Below are 21462 nucleotides of genomic sequence, written 5' to 3'. Positions count from 1 at the left end.
CTGCTTAAAAATGATTAAATTGAATCGGTTATCGCCGGTTTTAAAAACGCATTAATGAGAATAGCAATTGTTTGTTATCCCACTTTTGGTGGAAGTGGAGTAGTAGCTACAGAACTTGGGTTGGCACTTTCCAGAAGAGGTCACGAAATTCACTTTATAACATATAAACAGCCGGTACGACTCGATCAACTTTCCAGTAATGTGAAATTTCACGAAGTTCACGTACCAGATTATCCACTATTTCATTATCAGCCATACGAACTTGCTTTAAGTAGCAAATTAGTGAACATGGTAAAATTGCATGATATAGAGGTGCTCCATGTACATTATGCTATACCACACGCGTATGCAGGTTATATGGCTAAAAAGATGTTAGAAGAGCAGGGTATTAATATCCCAATGGTTACTACTTTGCATGGAACAGACATCACTTTGGTAGGAAACCATCCTTTTTATAAACCTGCGGTTACTTTTAGTATCAATGCCAGTGATATGGTAACTTCTGTTTCTGAAAGTTTAAAACAGGACACCTTAGATCTATTTGAGATTAAAAAAAATATTAAGGTGATTCCTAATTTTATAGATGTTTCTAAATATCGCCAAAAAGCATTTACCGATTGCCAAAGAGAAATGATGGCAGAAGGTGACGAGAAGATCATCACGCACATTAGTAACTTCAGAAAAGTAAAGAGAATTCAGGATACGGTGAAAGTCTTCTATGAAATTCAGAAGAATATAAAATGCCGCTTAATGATGGTAGGGGAAGGACCTGAAAAAGAAAGAGCGGAAGATCTTGTCGATGAATTAGGTATTCAGGATAAAGTGATGTTCTTAGGGCAAAGCCATGAGATCGATAAGATTCTATGTTTTTCAGACTTATTTTTATTAACCTCTAAACGTGAAAGTTTTGGTCTTGCAGCTCTGGAAGCAATGATAAATGGAGTGCCAGTGATCTCTACAAATACAGGCGGACTTCCAGAAGTTAACGAACAAGGTATTTCTGGATATTTATGCAATGTAGGCGATGTAAAAGAAATGGCAAAACGAGCAATTTCGATCTTAAGTGACAATCATACATTGCAGACTTTTAAACAGAATGCGCGTAAAGTGGCAGAGAAATTCGACATTAACCAGATCGTCCCCATGTATGAAGATTTATATGCCGAACTTTTAGCAAAAAGCATAAAAAAAGTGGAAAATTAATTTTCCACTTTTTTTTTTATCGTTTTTTCAGGTTACTTAGAATTGATATCTCAATCCAATTGCGAAGTCTGGAGATAGATCGTCAATAGTATTATCGTAATCGTTAAATCCGATTTCTGGTCGTAGATCTAAAGAAAGAACTAGAGGAATATCAAAATTATATTCAATCCCAACATCTCCAGCTAAAAGAATATAAGCACCATCATTATAGCGTTCGTCAATTCTATTATCATCTAGGTTTGCTAAACCAGCACCGGCACCGGCATACCAATTAAAACCACCTTCAATATTCCAAACCCATTGGTATAAACCTACAAGTTTTACGATATCGTAGTGTTTGTGGTTTCTCCATCCAAGATCAAATTCTAATCTGTTGTTGTTACTTCCAACCGCTCTTTGATAAGAAATTTCTGGACCAAAACCATTACTTCCTCCAATTCGTAGTCCCAAAGCATTATCAGCAATTTCCTGTGCATTTACATTCGAAAAAAAGGTAGAACCTAGCGCTACCATTGCAATTACTAAAAACTTTTTCATGTTTCGATTTTATTGATTTAATGGCAAATTTAGTTTTTGAGGTGATTTTAAAACGCTTCCACCAGCCAATCTATTGTTAATTATCTTTAAAAATCTGTTAAGCTGTTTAAGCTATTTTGCTTACTTTTAAAAGCTGTATGGAAAAGAATCTTCAGCAATTAGCAGCGCGAATAGACGGCCAGTTTTACGATGATAAATTATGGCGTTCGATCTATGCGACAGACGCATCGGTTTATAGAGAATTACCCTTAGCGGTTTGTTATCCTAAGAATACAAAAGACATTAAAGAACTTATTCTTTTTGCGAAAAAGAATAATACTTCGTTAATACCAAGAACAGCCGGAACTTCTTTGGCTGGACAGTGTGTTGGTACCGGTATTGTTGTAGATGTGTCTAAACATTTCACAAAGATATTAAGTGTAGATACTCAAAATAAAACGGTGACCTTGCAACCCGGGGTGATTCGTGACGATCTAAACCGAATGCTGAAGGAATACGGACTTTTCTTTGGGCCTAATACCTCTACCTCCAATCGTTGTATGGTTGGCGGAATGGTTGGTAATAACAGTAGCGGAACCACGTCTATAAAATATGGGACAACGCGCGAAAAAACAGTTTCCTTAAAGACGATTCTTAGCGACGGAAGTGAAGCCGAATTTAAAGCGATCACAAAAGAAGAATTTCAGGAAAAGCTGAAATTAGAGAATTTAGAGGGAGATATTTATAGAAGTATTTTTGAGATCCTTTCTTCAGAAGAAAATAAAAAGGAGATCATCAAAGAATTTCCTCCACGAGAGTTGCACCGCCGTAATACAGGTTATGCGATAGATGAATTAATTTATTCTGATGTTTTTTCTGAAGATTCAGAAGAGTTGATCAATATTTGTCATCTTTTGGCCGGAAGTGAAGGAACTTTGGCTTTTACAACCGAGCTTACTTTACAATTAGATGATCTTCAACCACCTGAAGCAGCCATGATCGCTTCACATTATCGCAGTATCGAAGATTGTTTGCAGGATGTGGCATCTACAATGGAACATTCATTATTTACCTGCGAGATGATGGATAAGACCATTTTAGATTGTACCAAGCAGAACATAAAATATCGCGAAAACAGATTCTTTATTCAAGAAGATCCTGAGGCTATTTTGATGTTAGAGGTAAGGGCAAATACGGCAGATGAACTTCAGGAGAAAACTCAGGCATTACTGCATACGCTTGAATATAATGGCATAAGTTACGCTAACCCTATTCTTCACGGCGAGCAGATAAATATGGCTTCAGAATTAAGAAAAGCGGGATTAGGTTTATTAGCAAATATCGTTGGTGATAAAAAAGCGGTGGCCTGTATAGAAGATACAGCAGTGGCTTTACCAGTGCTTGCAGATTATATTAATGAGTTTAGCCAGATCATGAAATCGTACAAGCAAAATGCGGTGTACTATGCGCATGCTGGTGCTGGTGAACTTCATTTACGACCAATTTTAGATCTTAAGAAAAGCGAAGATGTTGTGCTTTTTAGAAAGATCACTACAGATGTGGCGAAATTGGTAAAAAAATACAACGGTTCTATGAGTGGTGAACATGGCGATGGCCGTGTTAGAGCCGAATTTGTAGAAATGATGGTAGGATCTAAAAATTATGCGCTTTTAAAACAGGTTAAAGCAGCATTTGATCCTAGTAATATTTTTAATCCGGGGAAAATTATTGATGCTCCGGCAATGGATACCTCGTTGCGATATCAACCAGACCGAGTTGAACCAGAAATAAAAACCCTGATGAATTTTGACGAAAATCAGGGAATATTACGTTTAGCCGAGCAGTGTAATGGGAGCGGAGATTGTAGAAAATCTCCTGAAAGTGGAGGTACCATGTGCCCCAGTTATCGTGCTACTAAAAACGAAAAAGACACCACAAGAGCAAGAGCGAATACTTTACGAGAATTTTTAACCAATTCAGACAAAGAAAATAAGTTTAGCCATAAAGAGATTAAAGAGGCTTACGATCTTTGTTTAAGCTGTAAAGGCTGTAAAAGTGAATGCCCGAGTAGTGTAGATGTTGCTGCTTTAAAAGCAGAGTTCCAATATCAATATCAGAAAGAACATAGCTTTTCGAATAGAAGCAAAGCTTTTGCGAATAACGGTAAAATGAATAAAATAGCTTCTAAAATTCCTGGTTTAGCCAATTTTATGTTCACCAATAGCTTCACCTCAGGAATGGCAAAAAAAGTGATGGGTGTTGCCCCACAAAGAAGTCTCCCAAAATTATCCAAAACCACTTTAAAGGCTTATTACGAAAAAAATAAAACACGCTTAGAACCTCAAGATTCGATAAAATCGGTTTACTTTTTTAATGATGAATTTACCAATTATCTAGATGCTGAAATTGGTATCGATGCTCTAGAATTATTAAGTAAGCTTAATTATAAAGTGATCTTTGTAGATCACGAAGAAAGCGGTAGAGCGCATATTTCTAAAGGATTTTTAGAAGAAGCTAAAGAAATGGCCAATAAAAATGTGGCAATATTTAGCGGATTGGTTTCTGAAGATACTCCACTAATTGGTTTAGAACCTTCGGCAGTGCTTACTTTTAGAGATGAATATTTACGTTTAGCTGATGACAGAAAAAAGGCTTCAGATTTATCCAAAAACAGCTTTATTATTGAAGAATTTCTAAAAAAAGAAATCGCTCTAGGAAATATCAAGAAAGAGCAGTTTACTTCTGAAGAAAAAAATATAAAGATCCACGGGCATTGCCATCAAAAGGCATTATCGAATACAGCGGTAACTTTTGATATTTTAAACTTACCGGAAAATTATAAAGTAACGATCATTCCATCGGGTTGCTGCGGAATGGCAGGTAGTTTTGGTTACGAAAAAGAGCATTATGAAGTAAGTATGGCGGTAGGAGAGCAGACCTTATTCCCAGCGGTTAGAAAAGCTCCTGAAGAAACCATAATTTCAGCGAACGGTACCAGTTGTAGACACCAAATCTATGACGGTACAAAACGCCAGGCACAACATCCTGTTAGTATTTTACTAAATGCGCTAAAGGCTTGAAATAATTTATAATTTGAACATAAAAAAACCTAGTAAATTTATTTGCCAGGTTTTTTTATGTCAAGATTGTTTGGGATTACTAAAGTCTTTAAAAACACTCTGATGATATCAGATAGTTTTATTGGTTGCTTTTCCTCTGCTTCCATTTTCTACGCCATAATAAAAAGGCTGCTAAAATCAATAATATTGGCCAAATGCTAAGTAATAAAAGGAATATTTCGGTAATGATATTCCAGTCTGTTTCTAAGGATTCTTTGGCTTTTGTGAAAAATCCCTTTTCAAAAGTTTCCGGTTCTTTTTCGAAATCTACTTTTTGGTTAATTTCAAGATTAATGGTGCTTTGGCTTACTTTATCCTGTAAATAACGTAATCTACCTTCTTTGGCTTCAATTTCTTCGGTAATTTTCCTAATGGCATCTTCCGCAGCGATCACATCTTTTATTTCGCCAGATCGATTTCTAAGAATATCGATATAACGTTCTCTAACTTCTTTTTTGGTTTTTAGGCGTGATTCTATATCTATAAATTCTTCTGTAACATCGTTCGAATTTATTTCTACTCTTCTAATAAAGGTAGAAGTCCCTTTTAGATCGTTAATGAGCTTATTGAAATTCTCATTATTTATACCCTAATTGTAATATTATTAGAAATTTGGTAGTTGGTGCTGCTAAGGTTCATACGAGAAATAAAGGCCTCATATTTAGCACATAAATTTGAAATGTCTTTTGTAGATTCATCGACATTTTTAACCTGAAATTCGAGATTTGCATTCCAAATTATTCGGCGATCTGTAGGGTTTTCGGGTTTGTTAAGATCAAAATTGCCAGCGGTTTCATTGCTTTCCATTTCCTCAGATAAAGAAACATTGTCCTTGCTGCCATCATAACAGGAAACGGCAAATAGTAGTATCAGGATAATAACACTAAGCTTTTTCATATTATAAAATTCAGATTTTCAGTATTGTACAACATCTATAAACGTTACATTTTATAGTTATGATATTTAATGATGCATAAATTTTTCTGTAAACCGAAAAAAAGTATTACTATTTTATCGAATATTAACCCCCGGCACGTCTTTCAATATCTGAATTTCCAGATCGTTGAGACCTTACTTTTAAGTTGTTATTTCCGAATTTGTAACTAACACTTAGCCAGAATTGGCGGGTGTCGTAAAAGTTTCTAATTTCCTGCGTCACTCCGTTGATTACCGCACTTCTTCGGTCTATCGCATTTCTAAAAAGATCTTCTCCTCGTAGACTAATATTTAGGTTTTTGTCTAGAAGTAAAAACTGAAGAGAAACCCCAGTGGCACTTTGTGCTTCGGTTTCAAAAATACCGTCAAAACCTGCAAATTGATACCAATAATTTAGTCCGGCGATAATCGTCTTTTCAGCATTTAGATTAAAATCGTTATTTGTGCTTATTCGGCTGTTAAAACCATTACGATCTGGCTCTGGAGCAGTTAAATTAAATGAAGCATTAGAATAACTAATATCAAGATTGTTAACGCTGCTCCACCAGTTTAAAGTATTCCAGGTATAACTTTCTGAGATTCCAAAAGCTTGTCTATCAATATAATTTTCATAGCTAAATACACTAAAATTTTCATCCCTATCGGGAACGGGAATTTCAGCATAAGCATCAACTTCTTTGGTAAAATATAGACGGGTTACCAGGTTTTTATGGATAATATTCAATTCAACATTATCAATAAATGCAGGCTCTAAATTTGGATTTCCGGAGTAAAATAAATTCGGACTCCTATAATATTCATAGGGATTAAGCTCATAAAAATCTGGCCGCTGAATTCTACGACTATAACTAGCAGAAAAATTAGTTTGATTATCTAGGTTGTAATTGATGTAAAGGCTAGGGAAAAGGTTGGTGTAAAGATCGTATCGGTTAACATTTGGTAGAATAGAATGTGCATCAATTTCTGTACGTTCTAAGCGAAAACCTAGTTGTGCCGACCAGCGTTCTCCAAAATTTCGGGTTCCAGAAATATAAGCTGCGGCAATATTTTCTTTATACTGAAATGGCAAAGGATAAGTATCCATTAAAGTTGTAGGATCTTCTATTGGCCTTAATATAAATCCCGGGCTAAAAGAACTAATATCACTTGAAATGTCTGAAAAATTATACTTTGCACCAAAATCAAGATTAATCCATTTTAGTGGATTTTCGACATCGATTTTAGCCGAATAGATGTCAAAATCGTTTACGTTATTGTTGTAAGAAAAGAAATATCGTCGCTCATTTTCTTCATCTAATCCCTCTATTTTCTCGCCATTATAAAATTTTGTGTCCTCGTTGTGATTATTTAAATAATCGAGATTAATGATCACTTTTTTACCCAGAGTATCCAGATTTATCTGGCTGTTTAGATTGACTTTGTGCAGCCTGGGATGTTGTGGTTCCTGGCCGTTAGTTATTATAGTCACATCTTCGTCATTCTCTCTGGATATTCGCGTCTCTGGCCTGGTTAGAATATCTGCTTTTGTTGTGTTAAAAAAATATTGGCCGCCTATTTGCCAATTTTGATTAATCTCGTAGCTAATTTCTGCGGAAGCTACCTGGCCTTCCAAATCGATATCTACTGGAGTTTTTATTGCTGAAGTTTCTTCGCGATACCTTGTATTTAGATCTTCCTGAAGCAGAATCTGATGTTTTATAAATCCAAGTCGCCCAGAAAATGTAAGTTTGTCTTTATTATAATTAAAGTTTGCTGAAGTTCTATAATTCGGTTTTGTCCGCTGAATAAAAGTTCCTTTAAGTTGCGCATTCCAGGAATCGTTTTTAGACTTTTTAAGCACAATATTTATGAGTCCGCTATTTCCTTCAGCTTCATATCTAGCCGGGGGATTGCTAATTACCTCAACACTTTTTATGCTTTCAGAATCTATGCTTTGCAGGTAATTTATAAGATCCATTCCGGTAAGTTGCAGCATTTGCTCATTAATCATCACTCGCATACTACCTTTACCAATCATCGTAATTTCATCATTTTCAACCCGAATGCTCGGAGTGATTTTTAGAACTTCAATAACATCACCTTGTGAAGCTTTGCTAGAATTAGCAACGTTAAAAACGAGTCGGTCGATCTTTCTTTCTATCAGTTTTTTTCTAGCCGTTAAGATCACCTCATCTAATTGCTGAGAATTCTTGACACTAATCGTTCCTAGGTCGAGATTAGAGGTTTTAACACTAATTTTTTTCGTGTAAAGTTTGTTACCTACATAAGAGATTTCGAGTATATATTCCCCTGGAGAGATATTTATGCTGAAATTTCCATTTTCATCGGTAACTGTTCCGGTAAGTTCTCCTGAAGTAATGGGTTTTACAACAACCTCAGCAAAAGCTAGCGGAGATTGTTGCTGATTTTCGATGATTTTGCCAGTAATTTTTTGTGCAGAAGAAGTGGTGAACAAAAACGCGAATAATATAACTAAAAATAGTCTCATTGATGAAATAGAGAATTTTGAGAAATGTTGTTTTCTTATTCCTTATTAAGGATTTAAAAAAAAAGGCTTAGCTCGAAATTAAAAAATACTTTAATATTAATATCTCGAAGGCTTTAACCAAGGTTCTCGATTTGATTTTTCACAAAGTACAATAAATAAACGCTTTCGTGTAAAAAAAGGACAAATAATAGGTGCTTTCATATTCATTTTTTTACATTACCATTTTTAAAATTGAGTTTATGCTTAAAAAATTATTTTCTACGTTACTATTTATTTTGATATGCACTTTTGCCAATGCACAATCAGATCCTTCAATAGATGGATTAGATCTAAAAGTTGTAGATAGAATTCCTGTAGCCAAAAATTGTGATCCTAATGCCAGTAATAAAGATCTTGCTAAATGTTTCAGCAAAAGCGTTCGTAATACAATCATGGCGCGAGTGGATACTGCTATTATAAATAGCCAAAACCTGGAGCCGGGATTGTATACCGCTATCGCTAAATTTAGAATAAATAAAAAAGGAAAAGTAGACCAGATATTCGTTGATTTTGAAAACAAAAAGATTGCAAAAAATATCAAACTTGCCGTAAAGAAAATAAGAAGGCTAAAACCTGCGATGAAAGATGGGAAAGCGGTAAATGTAATGTATGCAGTCCCCGTTAAATTCAAAATTTAAAGCCAAAATTATCTAATTACGGCTTTATAGGCACCGCCAAAGGAAGGATATAATCCCCCGAGTCTTGCCTCGAAATTAAAAATTATTTTTAACGAATGCCTTATGGACTTGCCCCGAGGCACTTTACTTATACTTCTTCGTTTACGCTAACTTTTGGTGATTTGGGTACAAATTATTTTCGCAGCGACTGGAATACAAATGTTTTAACTTTTTCCAACTAATGAAGCAACCAGCTGATCTTCTAGCGCTTTTCGCTTTGATTTATCGGTATGATTTATCGAAAATATAAGTTCTTCGGCCTTATTTTCCTGGCGTACATAAACTAACGAATGTACTATAGATTCATCTTTAGGATAGGTGACTAACTCGATGTCATATATTTTATATGGAATTTCGTTAATAGTTACGTCGCTCCAATTTTGGTGGTAGGCTATTTCGCGCCCATTGGCATAATCTTTTTCAAGATTTTTACATACCAGTTTAGAAATAGGGTAATATTTTTCAGCAGGAAACTTTATGTTTTCCTGTTCTTGAAGCGGATTTAAGTAAACCGATATATAATTTTTATCATCCATTCCTACCAAAAGTAAATGGTTGTCATTTATTTTTTGCTGAATGACATTTGGAATTTCCTTAGTTTCTGAGATTGGATAAAAAACACTTTGCTTTTCTGGAAGCTTAAGTTTTAATTTATAATCTGTATTCGTGTAATAGCCATTCTCGACAATACCATTAGTTATTGATTCATTTGTTTTATCAGATTTACAGGAAACTGAAAGGATGATTAGAACGGTAAGAAGTAGTGCTTTTTTCATATAAAGTCTTGTTATTGAGATTGATGATTTCCATAAATATAAACTAAATGCATTTAGCTTTTGTATATAAACTTGATTATTTAAGCTATAAGGGGAAAAATCCTGTTTATGCTTAGAATATATGTTGATGAAGATTAATAGAAAAAGAAAAGCGGGCAATTTGCCCGCTTTTCAACACTCAAAACAATATAAACTATACAAACTAATTAATAAACAAATCTGTATTTGGTTTATTGGTCATGTAGAATTTAAGTTCGCCACCGTTCATTACAGCATCATGGGAGATAAAAGGTTTGGTTAGTTCCTCTCCATTCAATTCTACTTTTTCTACATACACATTCTCTTTACTTTGGTTTTTAGCAATGATTCTGAAGGTATTACCATTTTCAAGATTTATACTAGCGTCTTTAACTGCAGGGCTTCCTAGAGCATAATCTACAGATCCTGGCGCAACAGGGTAGAAGCCAAGGCTACTAAAAATATACCATGCACTCATTTGGCCAAAATCGTCGTTACCGCTAAGTCCATCAGATCCTGTTTGATATTTCATATCCAGGATCATTCTAATTTTATCCTGAGATTTCCAAGGAGTATTGGTCCAGTTATAAAGATAAGCCACGTGATGTGAAGGCTCGTTACCGTGTACATAGTTACCAATAATCCCTTCACGAGAAATATCTTCAGTATTTTCGAAATATTTATCAGGAAGTTCCATCGTGAAAAGTGAATCCAAATGTTGCGAAAATTGATCTTTTCCGCCCATCATTTCGATCATTTCAGCAGGAGCGTGAGGAACATATAAACTATAGTTCCAGCTGTTTCCTTCAATAAATCCTTGCCCATGTGTATTTAATTCATCAAAATCCTTTTTAAAAGTACCATCACTTAATTTAGGGCGCATAAAACCAGTTTTTGCATCGTAAACATTTCTGTAGCTGTCGGCTCTTTTAATAAACTCTTCGTAGATCTCGGTTTTACCAAGTTTTTTAGCGGCCTGAGCAATTGCCCAGTCATCATAGGCATATTCTAAGGTTTTAGAAACTGAAGATCCATTTTTATCTTCTGGAACATAGCCCATATCCATATAATAACCTAAACCATCGTAATATCTGGTTCTTGCCGTATTTACCATAGCTTCTAATGCATGTTCCTGATCGAAATCTGCATTTCCTTTCACTATAGCATCAGCTAAAACCGAAGCACTATGATACCCAATCATACACCAGTTTTCGTTGGCATAATGCGACCAAACAGGTAACATTGTATGTACACTTTGATCGTAATGCGCCATCATAGACTCGGCCATATCTGCATTTCGTTCTGGTTGTAAAACGTTGAATAATGGATGTAGCGCTCTATAGGTATCCCAAAGTGAGAAACTGGTATAATTTGTAAATCCATCAGCTTCATGCACATTCATATCTAAGCCCATATATTTACCATCGGTATCCATATATTCTGTAGGACCTAAAAATGCATGATACATAGCGGTGTAGAAGTTAGTTAACTCATCTTCATCTTCAGAAGATAACTGAACTTTATTCAATTCTCTATTCCAGTTTGCTTTGGCATCTGCTTTAACCTGTTCGAAATCCCAATGCGGAGTTTCTTCCTTCATATTTGTTACAGCGCCTTCAGAACTTACCGGAGAAATGGCCATTTTCACCTTTAATTTTTCCTGAGGTTCTAGATCAAAATTGAAATACATTCTAATTTTCTCTCCTGCTATTTCAGGGAAGTTTTTAGACTGATCGAATTTTCCCCAGAAACCACCATAAGGCTGACGATCGTATCTTGCTCTTCCGTAGTCTTTAATAGGTTTACTAAAAGACATTGCAAAATATACACGGCGGGTTCTTGCCCAACCATTGGTTTGGCGATATCCTGTTACTAAAGTATCATTTTCTACACGTACAAATGTCCATACGTTTTTATCATCGTAGTTATAAATACCATGCATTAAATCGAAAACAACATGCGCATCTTCCCCTTCAGGAAAAGAATATTGATGCATCCCGACTCTTGAAGTAGCGGTCATTTCAGCTTTGATATTATAATCATCTAACATCACGCTATAATAACCGGCTTCAGCATTTTCTTTATCGTGAGAGAATCTGGAACGATAACCACTTTCTGGATTCGTAGCTGTACCAGGATTTAATTTAAGATCTCCTATGGTAGGCATAATTAAAAAGTCACCAAGATCTGAATGTCCTGTACCACTAAAATGAGTATGGCTAAAACCAACGATGGTTTTATCTTCATATTGATAACCTGCACAATATTTATATACATCTGGATTGTAATGACCATCTACGGCGTAAGGAATAGTATCTGTGTCTGGGCTTAATTGTACACTTCCAAAAGGAACTGTTGCACCGGGGTAGGTGTGTCCCATTTTAGCTGTACCAATCATAGGATCTACATATTGCGCAAAATTCTTGGCATCTTTTATTTTAGATACTGAAACCGAGTTTTCTTCGGCTTCAGCGTCTTTACAGGAAGTATATAAACTTAAAGAGCTAAGCAAAATACCAGCGCCTAAAAGTCGGACTCCCTTTTTTAACTGAGTTTTATTCTTAAATGAACTTATAGTCATAAATAAAATCTATTCGTTAGAAAATGAATAAGGGAAAGCGTCTTTTTTGGTCCCGCGATCTTTATTTGGGGAATCGCTCATTTCGATATTTATCGTAGCTCCATCAACTAGATCTGAATGTTTCAAATAGTTTTTGTTGTACGACTTACCATCCACTTTCATACTTTCGATATATTTATTATCGTCGCTATTTTTAGGCGCATTGATCTCGATTTTATTTCCATTTTCAAGATTTACGGTAATCTTTTTAAATAATGGAGCTCCCATTACGTATTCGTCTACCGCCGGGGTTACAGGATAAAAACCTAGCGCAGAAAATACATACCATGCAGAAGTTTGCCCGTTATCCTCATCACCACAATATCCATCTGGAGTTGCTTTATACATTCTATCCATAGTTTCTCTTGCCCATTTCTGAGTTTTCCAAGGTTCACCTGCATAGTTATATAAATAGATCATATGCTGAATTGGCTGGTTACCGTGTGCATATTGTCCCATATCTGCAATTTGCATTTCACGAATTTCGTGAATTACGCCACCGTAGACACTTTCGTCGAAAATTGGAGGCATAGAGAAAACAGAATCAAGTTTCTTAACAAAATCTTCTTTACCACCCATAAGACCAATTAAGCCTTCAACATCATGAAAAACAGACCAGCTGTAGTGCCAGCTATTTCCTTCAGTAAAAGGATTACCCCACTTAAATGGATTAAAATCTTCCTGCCAGCTACCATCTTCGTTTTTTCCTCTCATTAATCCATAACTTGGATCAAAAAGATTTTTATAATTCATACTTCTTTCAGCATAAATCTTAATCTCTTTTTTAGGTTTCCCTATAGCTTTACCAAATTGATAAATGGCAAAATCATCATAAGCATACTCTAAAGTTCTTGCAGCACTTTCGTTCACACCTACATCGTAAGGAACGTACCCAAGTTTATTGTAATAAGGAGCACCGGCACGACCAACGGCAGACATAGGCCCTTCGTTATTAGCACCGTTGACCAATGCATCCCATAAAGTTTCTGTATCGTAACCTCTTAAACCTTTAATGTAAGCATCTGCAACTACTGAAGCTGAGTTGTTACCAACCATAATATTAGCATAACCTGGGCTAGACCACTCAGGTAACCATCCACCTTCTTTATAATCGTTGGCAAGACCGGCCTGCATTTCTTTATTGATAGAAGGATAAGCTAAATTTAAGAAAGGGTAAAGAGCTCTAAACGTATCCCAAAAGCCAGTACCAGCAAACATATAGCCTGGCAGAATCTCTCCATTATAAGGACTCCAGTGGACGATTTCATCATTTTTGTTGATCTCGTATAGTTTATTTGGAAAAAATAAAGTTCTGTAAAGACAAGAATAGAAAGTTCTAACCTGATCTATAGTTCCTCCAGAAACTTCTAGTATTCCCAGTTTTTCATTCCAGTTATCACGTGCATTTTGCTTTGTAGTTTCAAAATCGTCTTTTGCAATTTCACGGTCTAAGTTTAACTGCGCCTGCTCGAAACTAATAAAAGAAGAAGCCACTTTTGCATTTACAACAGCTCCATCTTTCGTATCAAAACCAACGATAGCACCAGCATGATCTGCTTCCATTTCAGCCTGCCCTTTAGCTAATTTATCACCTTCCCAGGTGTTTACATCACTAAACGGTTTATCAAACTCAATAACAAAATAATTCTTGAAATTAGTTAGTTTTCCGCGAGCATATTTTGTCGTGTAACCAATGATCTTATTTTCTTCAGGAATAACTTTTACATAAGAACCTTTATCAAAAGGATCGATAACTACGTAAGAGCTATCAGATTTAGGAAAAGTCATTTTAAATTGAGCAGCACGCTCTGTTGGCGTAAGTTCTACCGTTACATCGTGATCTGCTAAATATACTTTATAGTAATACGGAGTAGATTCTTCAGCTTTGTGAGAAAACCAGCTTGCACGATCGTCCTGGTTAAATTTCATTCCGCCGGTAACAGGCATTAATGAAAATTGACCATAATCGTTCATCCAGGGTGATGGCTGGTGCGTTTGTTTAAATCCGCGTATCTTATCGGCATTGTAAGTATACGCCCAACCATGTCCCATAGGTCCTGTTTGTGGCGTCCATAAATTCATACCCCACGGCACAGCAACGGCAGGGTAGGTGTTTCCGTTAGATAATCCCGGGCTAGAATCTGTTCCCATTAATGGGTTAACAAAGTCCACAGGATTTTCAACAGATTCTATAAGATGGTTCTGGGCTCCTGCATAATTAAATACGGCAAGGAAAGCCAGTACCGTTAAGAACTTTTTTTTCATAGTGTATGTTGAATAATTTAGATTGTACGTATTTATTTTAAAGGATGTGCCGTAACACCTTCCTTGGTAATTTTTACTGGTTTTATATGTCCACTACTATCAAATTCCATCACATCAATACAGGTTTCTCTGGAATTTCCATCGGTTTCTGTAAGTGGTCTACGGTGATAAACAATGTAATAATCGTCGTCTTTAGGATGTTTTATTACTGAATGGTGACCGGCACCAGTAGCAATATCTTTATCCTGCTGAAGTATTTTATATATTCTTTTAAATGGTCCCATTGGAGAATCTGCAATAGCGTAAGCCACAGAATAATCTGGACCTGTCCAGCCACCTTCAGACCACATAAAATAGTACTTTCCATCTTTAATGAACATAAAAGGGCCTTCTACATAACCTTCAGGAGTTACTTCTTTAAAAATAGTGCCATCTTCAAAAGGAACAAAACCAGTAAAATCATCGTTTAGTTTTGCTACATTACAATGTCCCCAACCCCCGTAGTAAAGGTAATATTGGCCATCTTTATCTCTAAAGCAAAATTGATCTATTGGCTGTGCACCATTATGAAATTTGCCAATAAGCGGTTTCCCTAAGTGATCTTTATAAGGGCCTTCAGGAGAATCTGCTACGGCAACTCCAATTCCGCCTAATTCGTCATCACTCTGTATATCGTTTGCCCCAAAAAACAAATAATATTTATCCTCTTTTTTTATAATAGAAGGTGCCCAAACTGCGCGCTTTGCCCACTTAATAGAAGCAGTATCTAATACTTTTTCGTGTTTAGTCCAGTTTACAAGATCTGGTGATGAAAAGGCATCGAAAAACACCTGCTTCCCGTAAGGAGCAGAATAAGTAGGGTAGATCCAATATTCATTTTCGAAAACTATGCCTTCAGGATCTGCATACCAACCTGAAAAAACAGGGTTGTTATTTTGTGCAAAAATTCCTGAAAAGGAAAGTATTGTTAGGATTATACTAAATTTTTTCATGATAGTAGAATTCTGATTTGTTTTCAGATTGCTATTATACAAAAATAAAGCTTAATAAGTAAATCGTTTTAGCTAAAATTTTAACGAATTTTTAATTTTTTACTATTTACGAAAAATAATTTGTACTCGTAAAAATTATAATTGCCTGTAACGTTTCCAAGGACTGATATTAGCCAAATTTGTAGACTTTTTTTATTTTTCGTTAAGTTATGCTTAATGTTATAAAAATCTTATTCTTCAGAAATTTCAAACATAAATACTATAGGCATTTCATTTTTTTGCGAGTATTTACTTAGCCTTTTAATATCTTTCAGTTGAAATTCGATATTATGAAGGATAATTTTTCTCATCAGTCGGCCAACTATGCTAATTATAGACCACAATATCCAAAAGCGATATTCGACGAAATAAAGAAACATTTAAACGGCACTGAAAATGCCTGGGATTGTGCGACGGGGAATGGGCAGGTAGCCAAAGAACTTTCTAAGTTTTTTGATGATATAAAAGCTACAGATATTAGCGAAAATCAGCTAAAACAAGCACCAAAATTATCGAATATTAGCTATAGCATTCAGCCTGCTGAAAATGTTGATTTTCCAGATCAATTTTTCGATTTAATTAGCGTTGCGCAAGCTATTCACTGGTTTGATTTTGATCGATTTTATGCTGAAGTAAAGCGGACGTTAAAACCAGATGGAATTTTAGCGATTTTGGGCTATAGTTTATTCCGCAGTAATCCTGAAACCAATAAAATAATCGATCATTTTTATTACAATGTTATTGGACCTTACTGGGACGAGGAGCGAAAATATTTAGACGATGCTTATACGAGCATTGCTTTTCCGTTTAAAGAAATAGTAACTCCAAAGGTGAATTTTAGAGAAGAGTGGGAGTTTGAAAGGCTAATTGGGTATCTAAAAACATGGTCTGCCGTTAAGCATTTTTCAGATAAAAATGGATTTAATCCCGTAGATGATATTTATGATGATCTAAAAGAAAGTTTTGGAGATCAAAATAGTATTGAATTCCCAATAATCTTTAGAATTGGTAAACTTTTTTAAAAAATGCTAAGATTTAGCCTTGTACTAAAACCTGTGATTCAGAGATCAGTGAAAATTTAATATTTTAGCCTTGGCACAAAAAATGCTGAAAATCTAAATACCAATTAAGTTAACCAATGATGAAAAAATTAACCCTATCCTTAAGCCTTTTCCTGGCGGTTAGTGCTGGTGCGGTGTCGCAAGGCCTTTCAGAAACAACGTCGAACGAAAGGGTAACCGATCAGGTTTTAAAAGAATTGAATCGAGAACGAACACTTTTGAGTCAGAATCTTGACTTTAGAATTAAAGAAATTGATTCAAAAATCAACAGTCTTGATGAAAGCATAAAAAACTCCAGAACTGCTTCAGATAAAGTTGAAAAACTTTTAGAACGCGTAAAATACTTGGAAGAGCGCCAATCTGAAATCGATAAAAACACGGTTAGCGTTTACAAATATAACTACAGTTCAGCCGTGCTTAATCTTGCCAGTATGGAGCGCGAAATAAAGCCGCTTAATCTTTTTAATAGCTCTCGCGAATTTTATTCGACTTTAGATAAAGTAAGTAATCCTATGCATTACGAAGGTTATCAGGAATGGTTTGGTGAATTTCAGAATTATATAAAAGAGGAAGAAGAAGATAACGCGCGCCTGGCTGCTTTAAATCATATTATTGAAGTTACCGGAGACCTAAGTCAGGGTACTCCTTTTGTTGGAATGTTTGCCGGAAGTCTTTTCGACGGAATAGGAACTTTTATAAATTCTTTAAACCGAAGAGATAAAGAATTACGTGAGCAAAGTATAAAAATGTTGAAGTTAACAACATCTGTATCACAATTTACGCATGATAAAGATCTTATTGAAACGGAGTGGGAAGCGATCAATAAAAGTTTAGATGAACTCAGGAACATTCAGGATAAAGCCATGAAAGAGAATTTTGAGCAAATGTTGGGGATCGATCTTAAAGCATTTGAACGTAAATTCACTAATGAGACCGATGCTAAGAAAAGAACGCAGTATATCTTGGATATTTCAAAAATTGCTGAAAATAAAATTGTCGAGGAACGCGAAAATAATCCAGAAAACTGGAAACAGAGTTATCACGACCAGATGTTAGCCGTTCAGAATCTAAAAATAAGATTTGGAGATATCACTTTTAGAATTCTTGAAAATCTTAATAAGTACGAGAATTTGATCGAAAAATATAAAAAGGATCCATACTTAAAAGATAGAATGGGCGATTTAGAGCTAAAATTAGATATTGTAAAAAATAGTTTTGAAAGCACTTTTAATCCGCAGGAATACATCAAAGCCTCTAACGAAATGTATATTGTAGAATAGTGGCGCTAAATATTCTAAATAAATAAGCTGAATAATGAATAAATTCATTTTTTATAAAAGGAGAGTTTAAATACTCTCCTTTTATTTTTAGAATTGGCGATTTAGAGGGAGTTTTTTTAAAACTATTATATAGAATTTGTGGTGTGCTAAATTCGTATGTAATTCCTATCTTTGCAGCCGCAAAATCAATAGCATCAAAATTTAATTTATGAAAGCCGGAATTGTTGGATTACCAAATGTAGGAAAATCAACTTTGTTTAATTGCCTTTCTAACGCAAAAGCACAAAGTGCGAATTTTCCTTTTTGTACGATCGAGCCTAATGTAGGAGTGGTAAACGTTCCAGATCCTCGAATTAAAAGATTAGAGGAATTGGTGAGTCCAGAGAAAGTTCAGCCTGCAACCGTAGAGATCGTGGATATCGCAGGATTGGTAAAAGGAGCCAGTAAAGGTGAAGGACTTGGAAACCAGTTTTTAGCTAATATTCGTGAGACAGATGCTATTCTTCATGTTTTAAGATGTTTTGATAACGATAATATCGTCCACGTAGATGGTTCTATAGATCCTATTCGTGATAAAGAAACTATCGATATGGAACTTCAGCTAAAAGATCTGGAAACCGTAGAGAAAAAACTTGATAAAGTTAAGCGTGCGGCAAAGACCGGTAACAAAGAAGCGCAGAAAGAAGAAGCTGCTCTATTAAAAGCCAAAGCTGGTTTAGAAGAAGGAAAATCGATAAGAGCTGTAGATTTTACTGAAGATGAGCATAAAGAGTTTATAAAACCATTACAGTTTATTACCGATAAGCCTGTAATGTACGTTTGTAACGTAAACGAAGAGGCTGCAGTTAGCGGTAATGAACATGTAGATCGTGTTCGAGAAGCGGTTAAAGAAGAAAATGCTGAAGTTTTAGTACTTGCGGTAGGAACAGAAGCTGATATTACTGAACTTGATGATTACGAAGAGCGCGAAATGTTTCTTCAGGATATAGGTTTAGAAGAGCCAGGATCTGCCAAATTGATTCGTGGTGCATACAGTCTATTAAATCTACAAACTTATTTTACTGCAGGAGTTAAGGAAGTTAGAGCATGGACTATTCCTGTTGGTGCTACTGCGCCACAAGCAGCGGGTGTGATCCATACCGATTTTGAAAAAGGATTTATTCGTGCTGAAGTTATTTCTTATAGTGATTTCAATGAATTAGGATCTGAAGCAAAAGTGAAAGAAGCCGGTAAAATGCGAGTAGAAGGCAAGGAATATGTTGTTCAGGATGGTGATGTGATGCATTTTAGATTTAATGTGTAGAAATTAGAAAGCAATTTCAGCTGAAGGGAAATGCTTATAATTTTGCTTCAGTAAAAAAATAAGCTTTGATTTATAGAATTTGAGAAAAACGTATTATTTAGATAGTACGTTTTTCTTTTTTCTAGAAGTTATATTTTGAATTTGATAAGTTTTTAAGAAAAATAAGCAATTAACAATTTTTCTAAAGTCTTTGTTAATTACTTTGTCGCAAGAGGGTTTTAACTTTTGCCGGTATATGTTATATTAGCCGGGAAACTCCACTATTTACACACATGAGTCAGGAAACAAAGTATACCGAAGATAATATTCGGTCGCTGGATTGGAAAGAACATATCCGAATGCGTCCCGGGATGTACATCGGGAAACTGGGAGATGGTTCTAGTGCAGACGACGGAATTTATATTTTATTAAAAGAAGTTTTAGATAACTGTATCGATGAATTTGTAATGGGAGCCGGTAAAACGATCGAGGTCTCTGTACAAAATCAACGAGTTATCGTACGTGACTATGGTCGTGGTATACCGCTTGGTAAGGTTGTAGACGTTGTTTCTAAAATGAATACCGGTGGTAAATATGATTCCAGAGCATTTAAAAAATCGGTAGGTCTTAATGGAGTTGGTACAAAGGCCGTAAACGCTTTATCCTCTTATTTTAGGGTAGAATCTAATAGAGATGGTAAATCCCATGCAGCCGAGTTTGAACAAGGAAATTTAAAAGATGAAGAATCTTTAGACGAAACTTCACGTAGACGAGGAACCAAGGTAACCTTTGTGCCCGATGAGCTAATTTTTAAAAATTTCAAATTTAGAAATGAGTACATCGAAAAAATGATAAAAAATTATGTTTACCTAAATCCTGGGTTAAGCATTATTTTTAATGGAGAAAAGTTCTATTCAGAAAACGGATTAAAAGATCTTTTAAACGATACCTTAAAACAGGAAGATCGTTTATATCCAATTATTCATCTTCGTGGTGATGATATTGAAATTGCGATTACGCATAATAAAGCGCAGTACAGCGAAGAATATCATTCTTTTGTGAATGGCCAGAATACTTCACAGGGAGGTACACACTTAGCAGCTTTTAGAGAAGCACTTGTAAAAACTGTTAGAGAATTCTACGGAAAAAATTATGATGCTTCAGATATTCGAAAATCGATCGTTGGAGCGATTTCTATCAAAGTTATGGAGCCTGTTTTTGAAAGTCAGACCAAAACAAAATTAGGTTCGACTGATATGGGAGGAGATTTTCCAACGGTTCGAACGTATATCAATGACTTTGTAAAGCGCAATTTTGATAATTACCTTCATAAAAATCAGGAAACAGCTGAAAAACTTCAGCGAAAAATTCTTCAGGCAGAGCGAGAAAGAAAAGATCTTTCAGGAATTAGAAAATTAGCAAAAGAAAGAGCTAAAAAAGCGAGTCTGCATAATAAGAAACTTAGAGATTGTAGAATTCATCTTGGGGATAGCAAAAAAGAGCGTTATCTCGAAACAACTTTATTTATTACCGAGGGAGATTCTGCAAGTGGATCTATTACAAAATCGAGAGATGTAAACACCCAGGCGGTATTCAGCCTAAAAGGAAAACCGTTAAATAGCTACGGTTTAAGTAAAAAAATTGTTTACGAAAACGAAGAATTTAATCTTTTACAGGCAGCTTTAAATATTGAAGAATCTTTAGAAGATCTGCGTTACAATAACATCGTGATCGCTACCGATGCCGATGTAGATGGAATGCATATTCGATTGTTATTAATCACTTTTTTTCTTCAGTTTTTTCCAGAATTGATCAAAGAAAATCATTTGTATATACTGCAAACGCCTTTGTTTAGGGTGAGAAATAAGAAAGAAACGATTTATTGTTATTCAGAATATGAACGAAGACAGGCGATAGAAAAACTTAAAGGAAAGGTTGAGATAACACGATTTAAAGGTCTTGGAGAGATATCTCCAGACGAATTTAAATATTTTATTGGTGAAGATATTAGGCTGGATCCTGTGATGTTAGATAAAGATAAATCTATTGAAGAGATGCTGAATTTCTACATGGGTAAAAACACGCCAGATCGCCAGGAATTTATTATTGATAATCTAAAAGTAGAGTTAGATCTTATCGAAGAACTATAAA

General features: G+C 35.3%; 15 protein-coding genes. 7 read left to right on the top strand and 8 right to left on the bottom strand.

All coding sequences use genetic code 11. The annotated features are described in order from the left end of the window. Positions 1–54: 54 nt before the first annotated feature. The gene (bshA, locus tag INR75_RS14960) at positions 55–1203 is read left to right on the top strand and encodes an N-acetyl-alpha-D-glucosaminyl L-malate synthase BshA (protein WP_223089407.1); all 1149 of its coding nucleotides are present in this window, start codon (positions 55–57) and stop codon (positions 1201–1203) included. A 36-nt stretch (positions 1204–1239) separates the two neighbouring features. On the opposite strand, the gene INR75_RS14955 is transcribed toward bshA, so the two are convergent. After that, positions 1240–1740: a hypothetical protein gene (locus INR75_RS14955; RefSeq protein ID WP_223089406.1), complete on the bottom strand. Its 501-nt coding sequence runs from the start codon at positions 1738–1740 to the stop codon at positions 1240–1242. Positions 1741–1877: 137 nt separating this feature from the next. Between INR75_RS14955 and INR75_RS14950 the strand changes: the two genes are divergently transcribed. Beyond that, positions 1878–4799, top strand: coding sequence for an FAD-binding and (Fe-S)-binding domain-containing protein (locus INR75_RS14950; protein WP_223089405.1), 2922 nt, complete (start codon positions 1878–1880; stop codon positions 4797–4799). A 118-nt stretch (positions 4800–4917) separates the two neighbouring features. Here INR75_RS14950 and INR75_RS14945 read toward each other — a convergent pair whose 3' ends face one another. The 3 genes from INR75_RS14945 to INR75_RS14935 form a co-directional block, all read right to left on the bottom strand. Then, positions 4918–5424, bottom strand: coding sequence for a DUF4349 domain-containing protein (locus INR75_RS14945; RefSeq protein ID WP_223091952.1), 507 nt, complete (start codon positions 5422–5424; stop codon positions 4918–4920). Beyond that, the gene (locus tag INR75_RS14940; protein ID WP_223089404.1) at positions 5421–5735 is read right to left on the bottom strand and encodes a hypothetical protein; all 315 of its coding nucleotides are present in this window, start codon (positions 5733–5735) and stop codon (positions 5421–5423) included. The genes INR75_RS14945 and INR75_RS14940 overlap by 4 nt, the downstream gene beginning before the upstream one ends. Positions 5736–5859: 124 nt before the next feature. Continuing rightward, the gene (locus tag INR75_RS14935) at positions 5860–8262 is read right to left on the bottom strand and encodes a TonB-dependent receptor domain-containing protein (protein WP_223089403.1); all 2403 of its coding nucleotides are present in this window, start codon (positions 8260–8262) and stop codon (positions 5860–5862) included. Positions 8263–8501: 239 nt separating this feature from the next. Between INR75_RS14935 and INR75_RS14930 the strand changes: the two genes are divergently transcribed. Beyond that, on the top strand, positions 8502–8939 hold the full coding sequence (locus tag INR75_RS14930; protein ID WP_084840663.1) for an energy transducer TonB: 438 nt from the start codon (positions 8502–8504) through the stop codon (positions 8937–8939). Positions 8940–9142: 203 nt separating this feature from the next. Here INR75_RS14930 and INR75_RS14925 read toward each other — a convergent pair whose 3' ends face one another. The 4 genes from INR75_RS14925 to INR75_RS14910 all read right to left on the bottom strand — a co-directional run bounded on the left by INR75_RS14925 (position 9143) and on the right by INR75_RS14910 (position 15649). Beyond that, positions 9143–9754: a hypothetical protein gene (locus tag INR75_RS14925; RefSeq protein ID WP_223089402.1), complete on the bottom strand. Its 612-nt coding sequence runs from the start codon at positions 9752–9754 to the stop codon at positions 9143–9145. Positions 9755–9956: 202 nt separating this feature from the next. Continuing rightward, entirely contained in the window at positions 9957–12353 is a 2397-nt protein-coding gene (locus INR75_RS14920; RefSeq protein WP_223089401.1) for a GH92 family glycosyl hydrolase, read from the bottom strand. Positions 12354–12362: 9 nt separating this feature from the next. After that, on the bottom strand, positions 12363–14657 hold the full coding sequence (locus tag INR75_RS14915; RefSeq protein WP_223089400.1) for a GH92 family glycosyl hydrolase: 2295 nt from the start codon (positions 14655–14657) through the stop codon (positions 12363–12365). A gap of 32 nt (positions 14658–14689) precedes the next feature. Continuing rightward, positions 14690–15649, bottom strand: coding sequence for a glycoside hydrolase family 43 protein (locus INR75_RS14910; RefSeq protein WP_223089399.1), 960 nt, complete (start codon positions 15647–15649; stop codon positions 14690–14692). 329 nt (positions 15650–15978) lie between these two features. Here INR75_RS14910 and INR75_RS14905 point away from each other — a divergent pair, with 329 nt between their 5' ends. From INR75_RS14905 to INR75_RS14890, 4 genes are all read left to right on the top strand, one after another. Then, a complete protein-coding gene (locus INR75_RS14905) occupies positions 15979–16710 on the top strand; it encodes a class I SAM-dependent methyltransferase (RefSeq protein WP_223089398.1) in 732 nt (243 codons plus the stop codon). 116 nt (positions 16711–16826) lie between these two features. After that, positions 16827–18029 carry a hypothetical protein gene (locus INR75_RS14900; protein ID WP_223089397.1) on the top strand — a complete coding sequence of 401 codons (1203 nt, stop codon included), beginning with the start codon at positions 16827–16829 and terminating at the stop codon, positions 18027–18029. A gap of 208 nt (positions 18030–18237) precedes the next feature. Then, on the top strand, positions 18238–19332 hold the full coding sequence (ychF, locus tag INR75_RS14895; protein ID WP_223089396.1) for a redox-regulated ATPase YchF: 1095 nt from the start codon (positions 18238–18240) through the stop codon (positions 19330–19332). Positions 19333–19604: 272 nt separating this feature from the next. After that, positions 19605–21461, top strand: coding sequence for a DNA topoisomerase IV subunit B (locus INR75_RS14890; protein WP_223089395.1), 1857 nt, complete (start codon positions 19605–19607; stop codon positions 21459–21461). The last annotated feature ends 1 nt before the right edge of the window (position 21462 follow it).

The sequence above is a fragment of the Zunongwangia sp. SCSIO 43204 genome, from assembly GCF_019904275.1.
GTDB lineage: Bacteria > Bacteroidota > Bacteroidia > Flavobacteriales > Flavobacteriaceae > Zunongwangia > Zunongwangia mangrovi.
The sequence above is the reverse complement of the archived record's forward strand: the minus strand, read 5'-3'. Positions and strand labels throughout refer to the sequence as shown.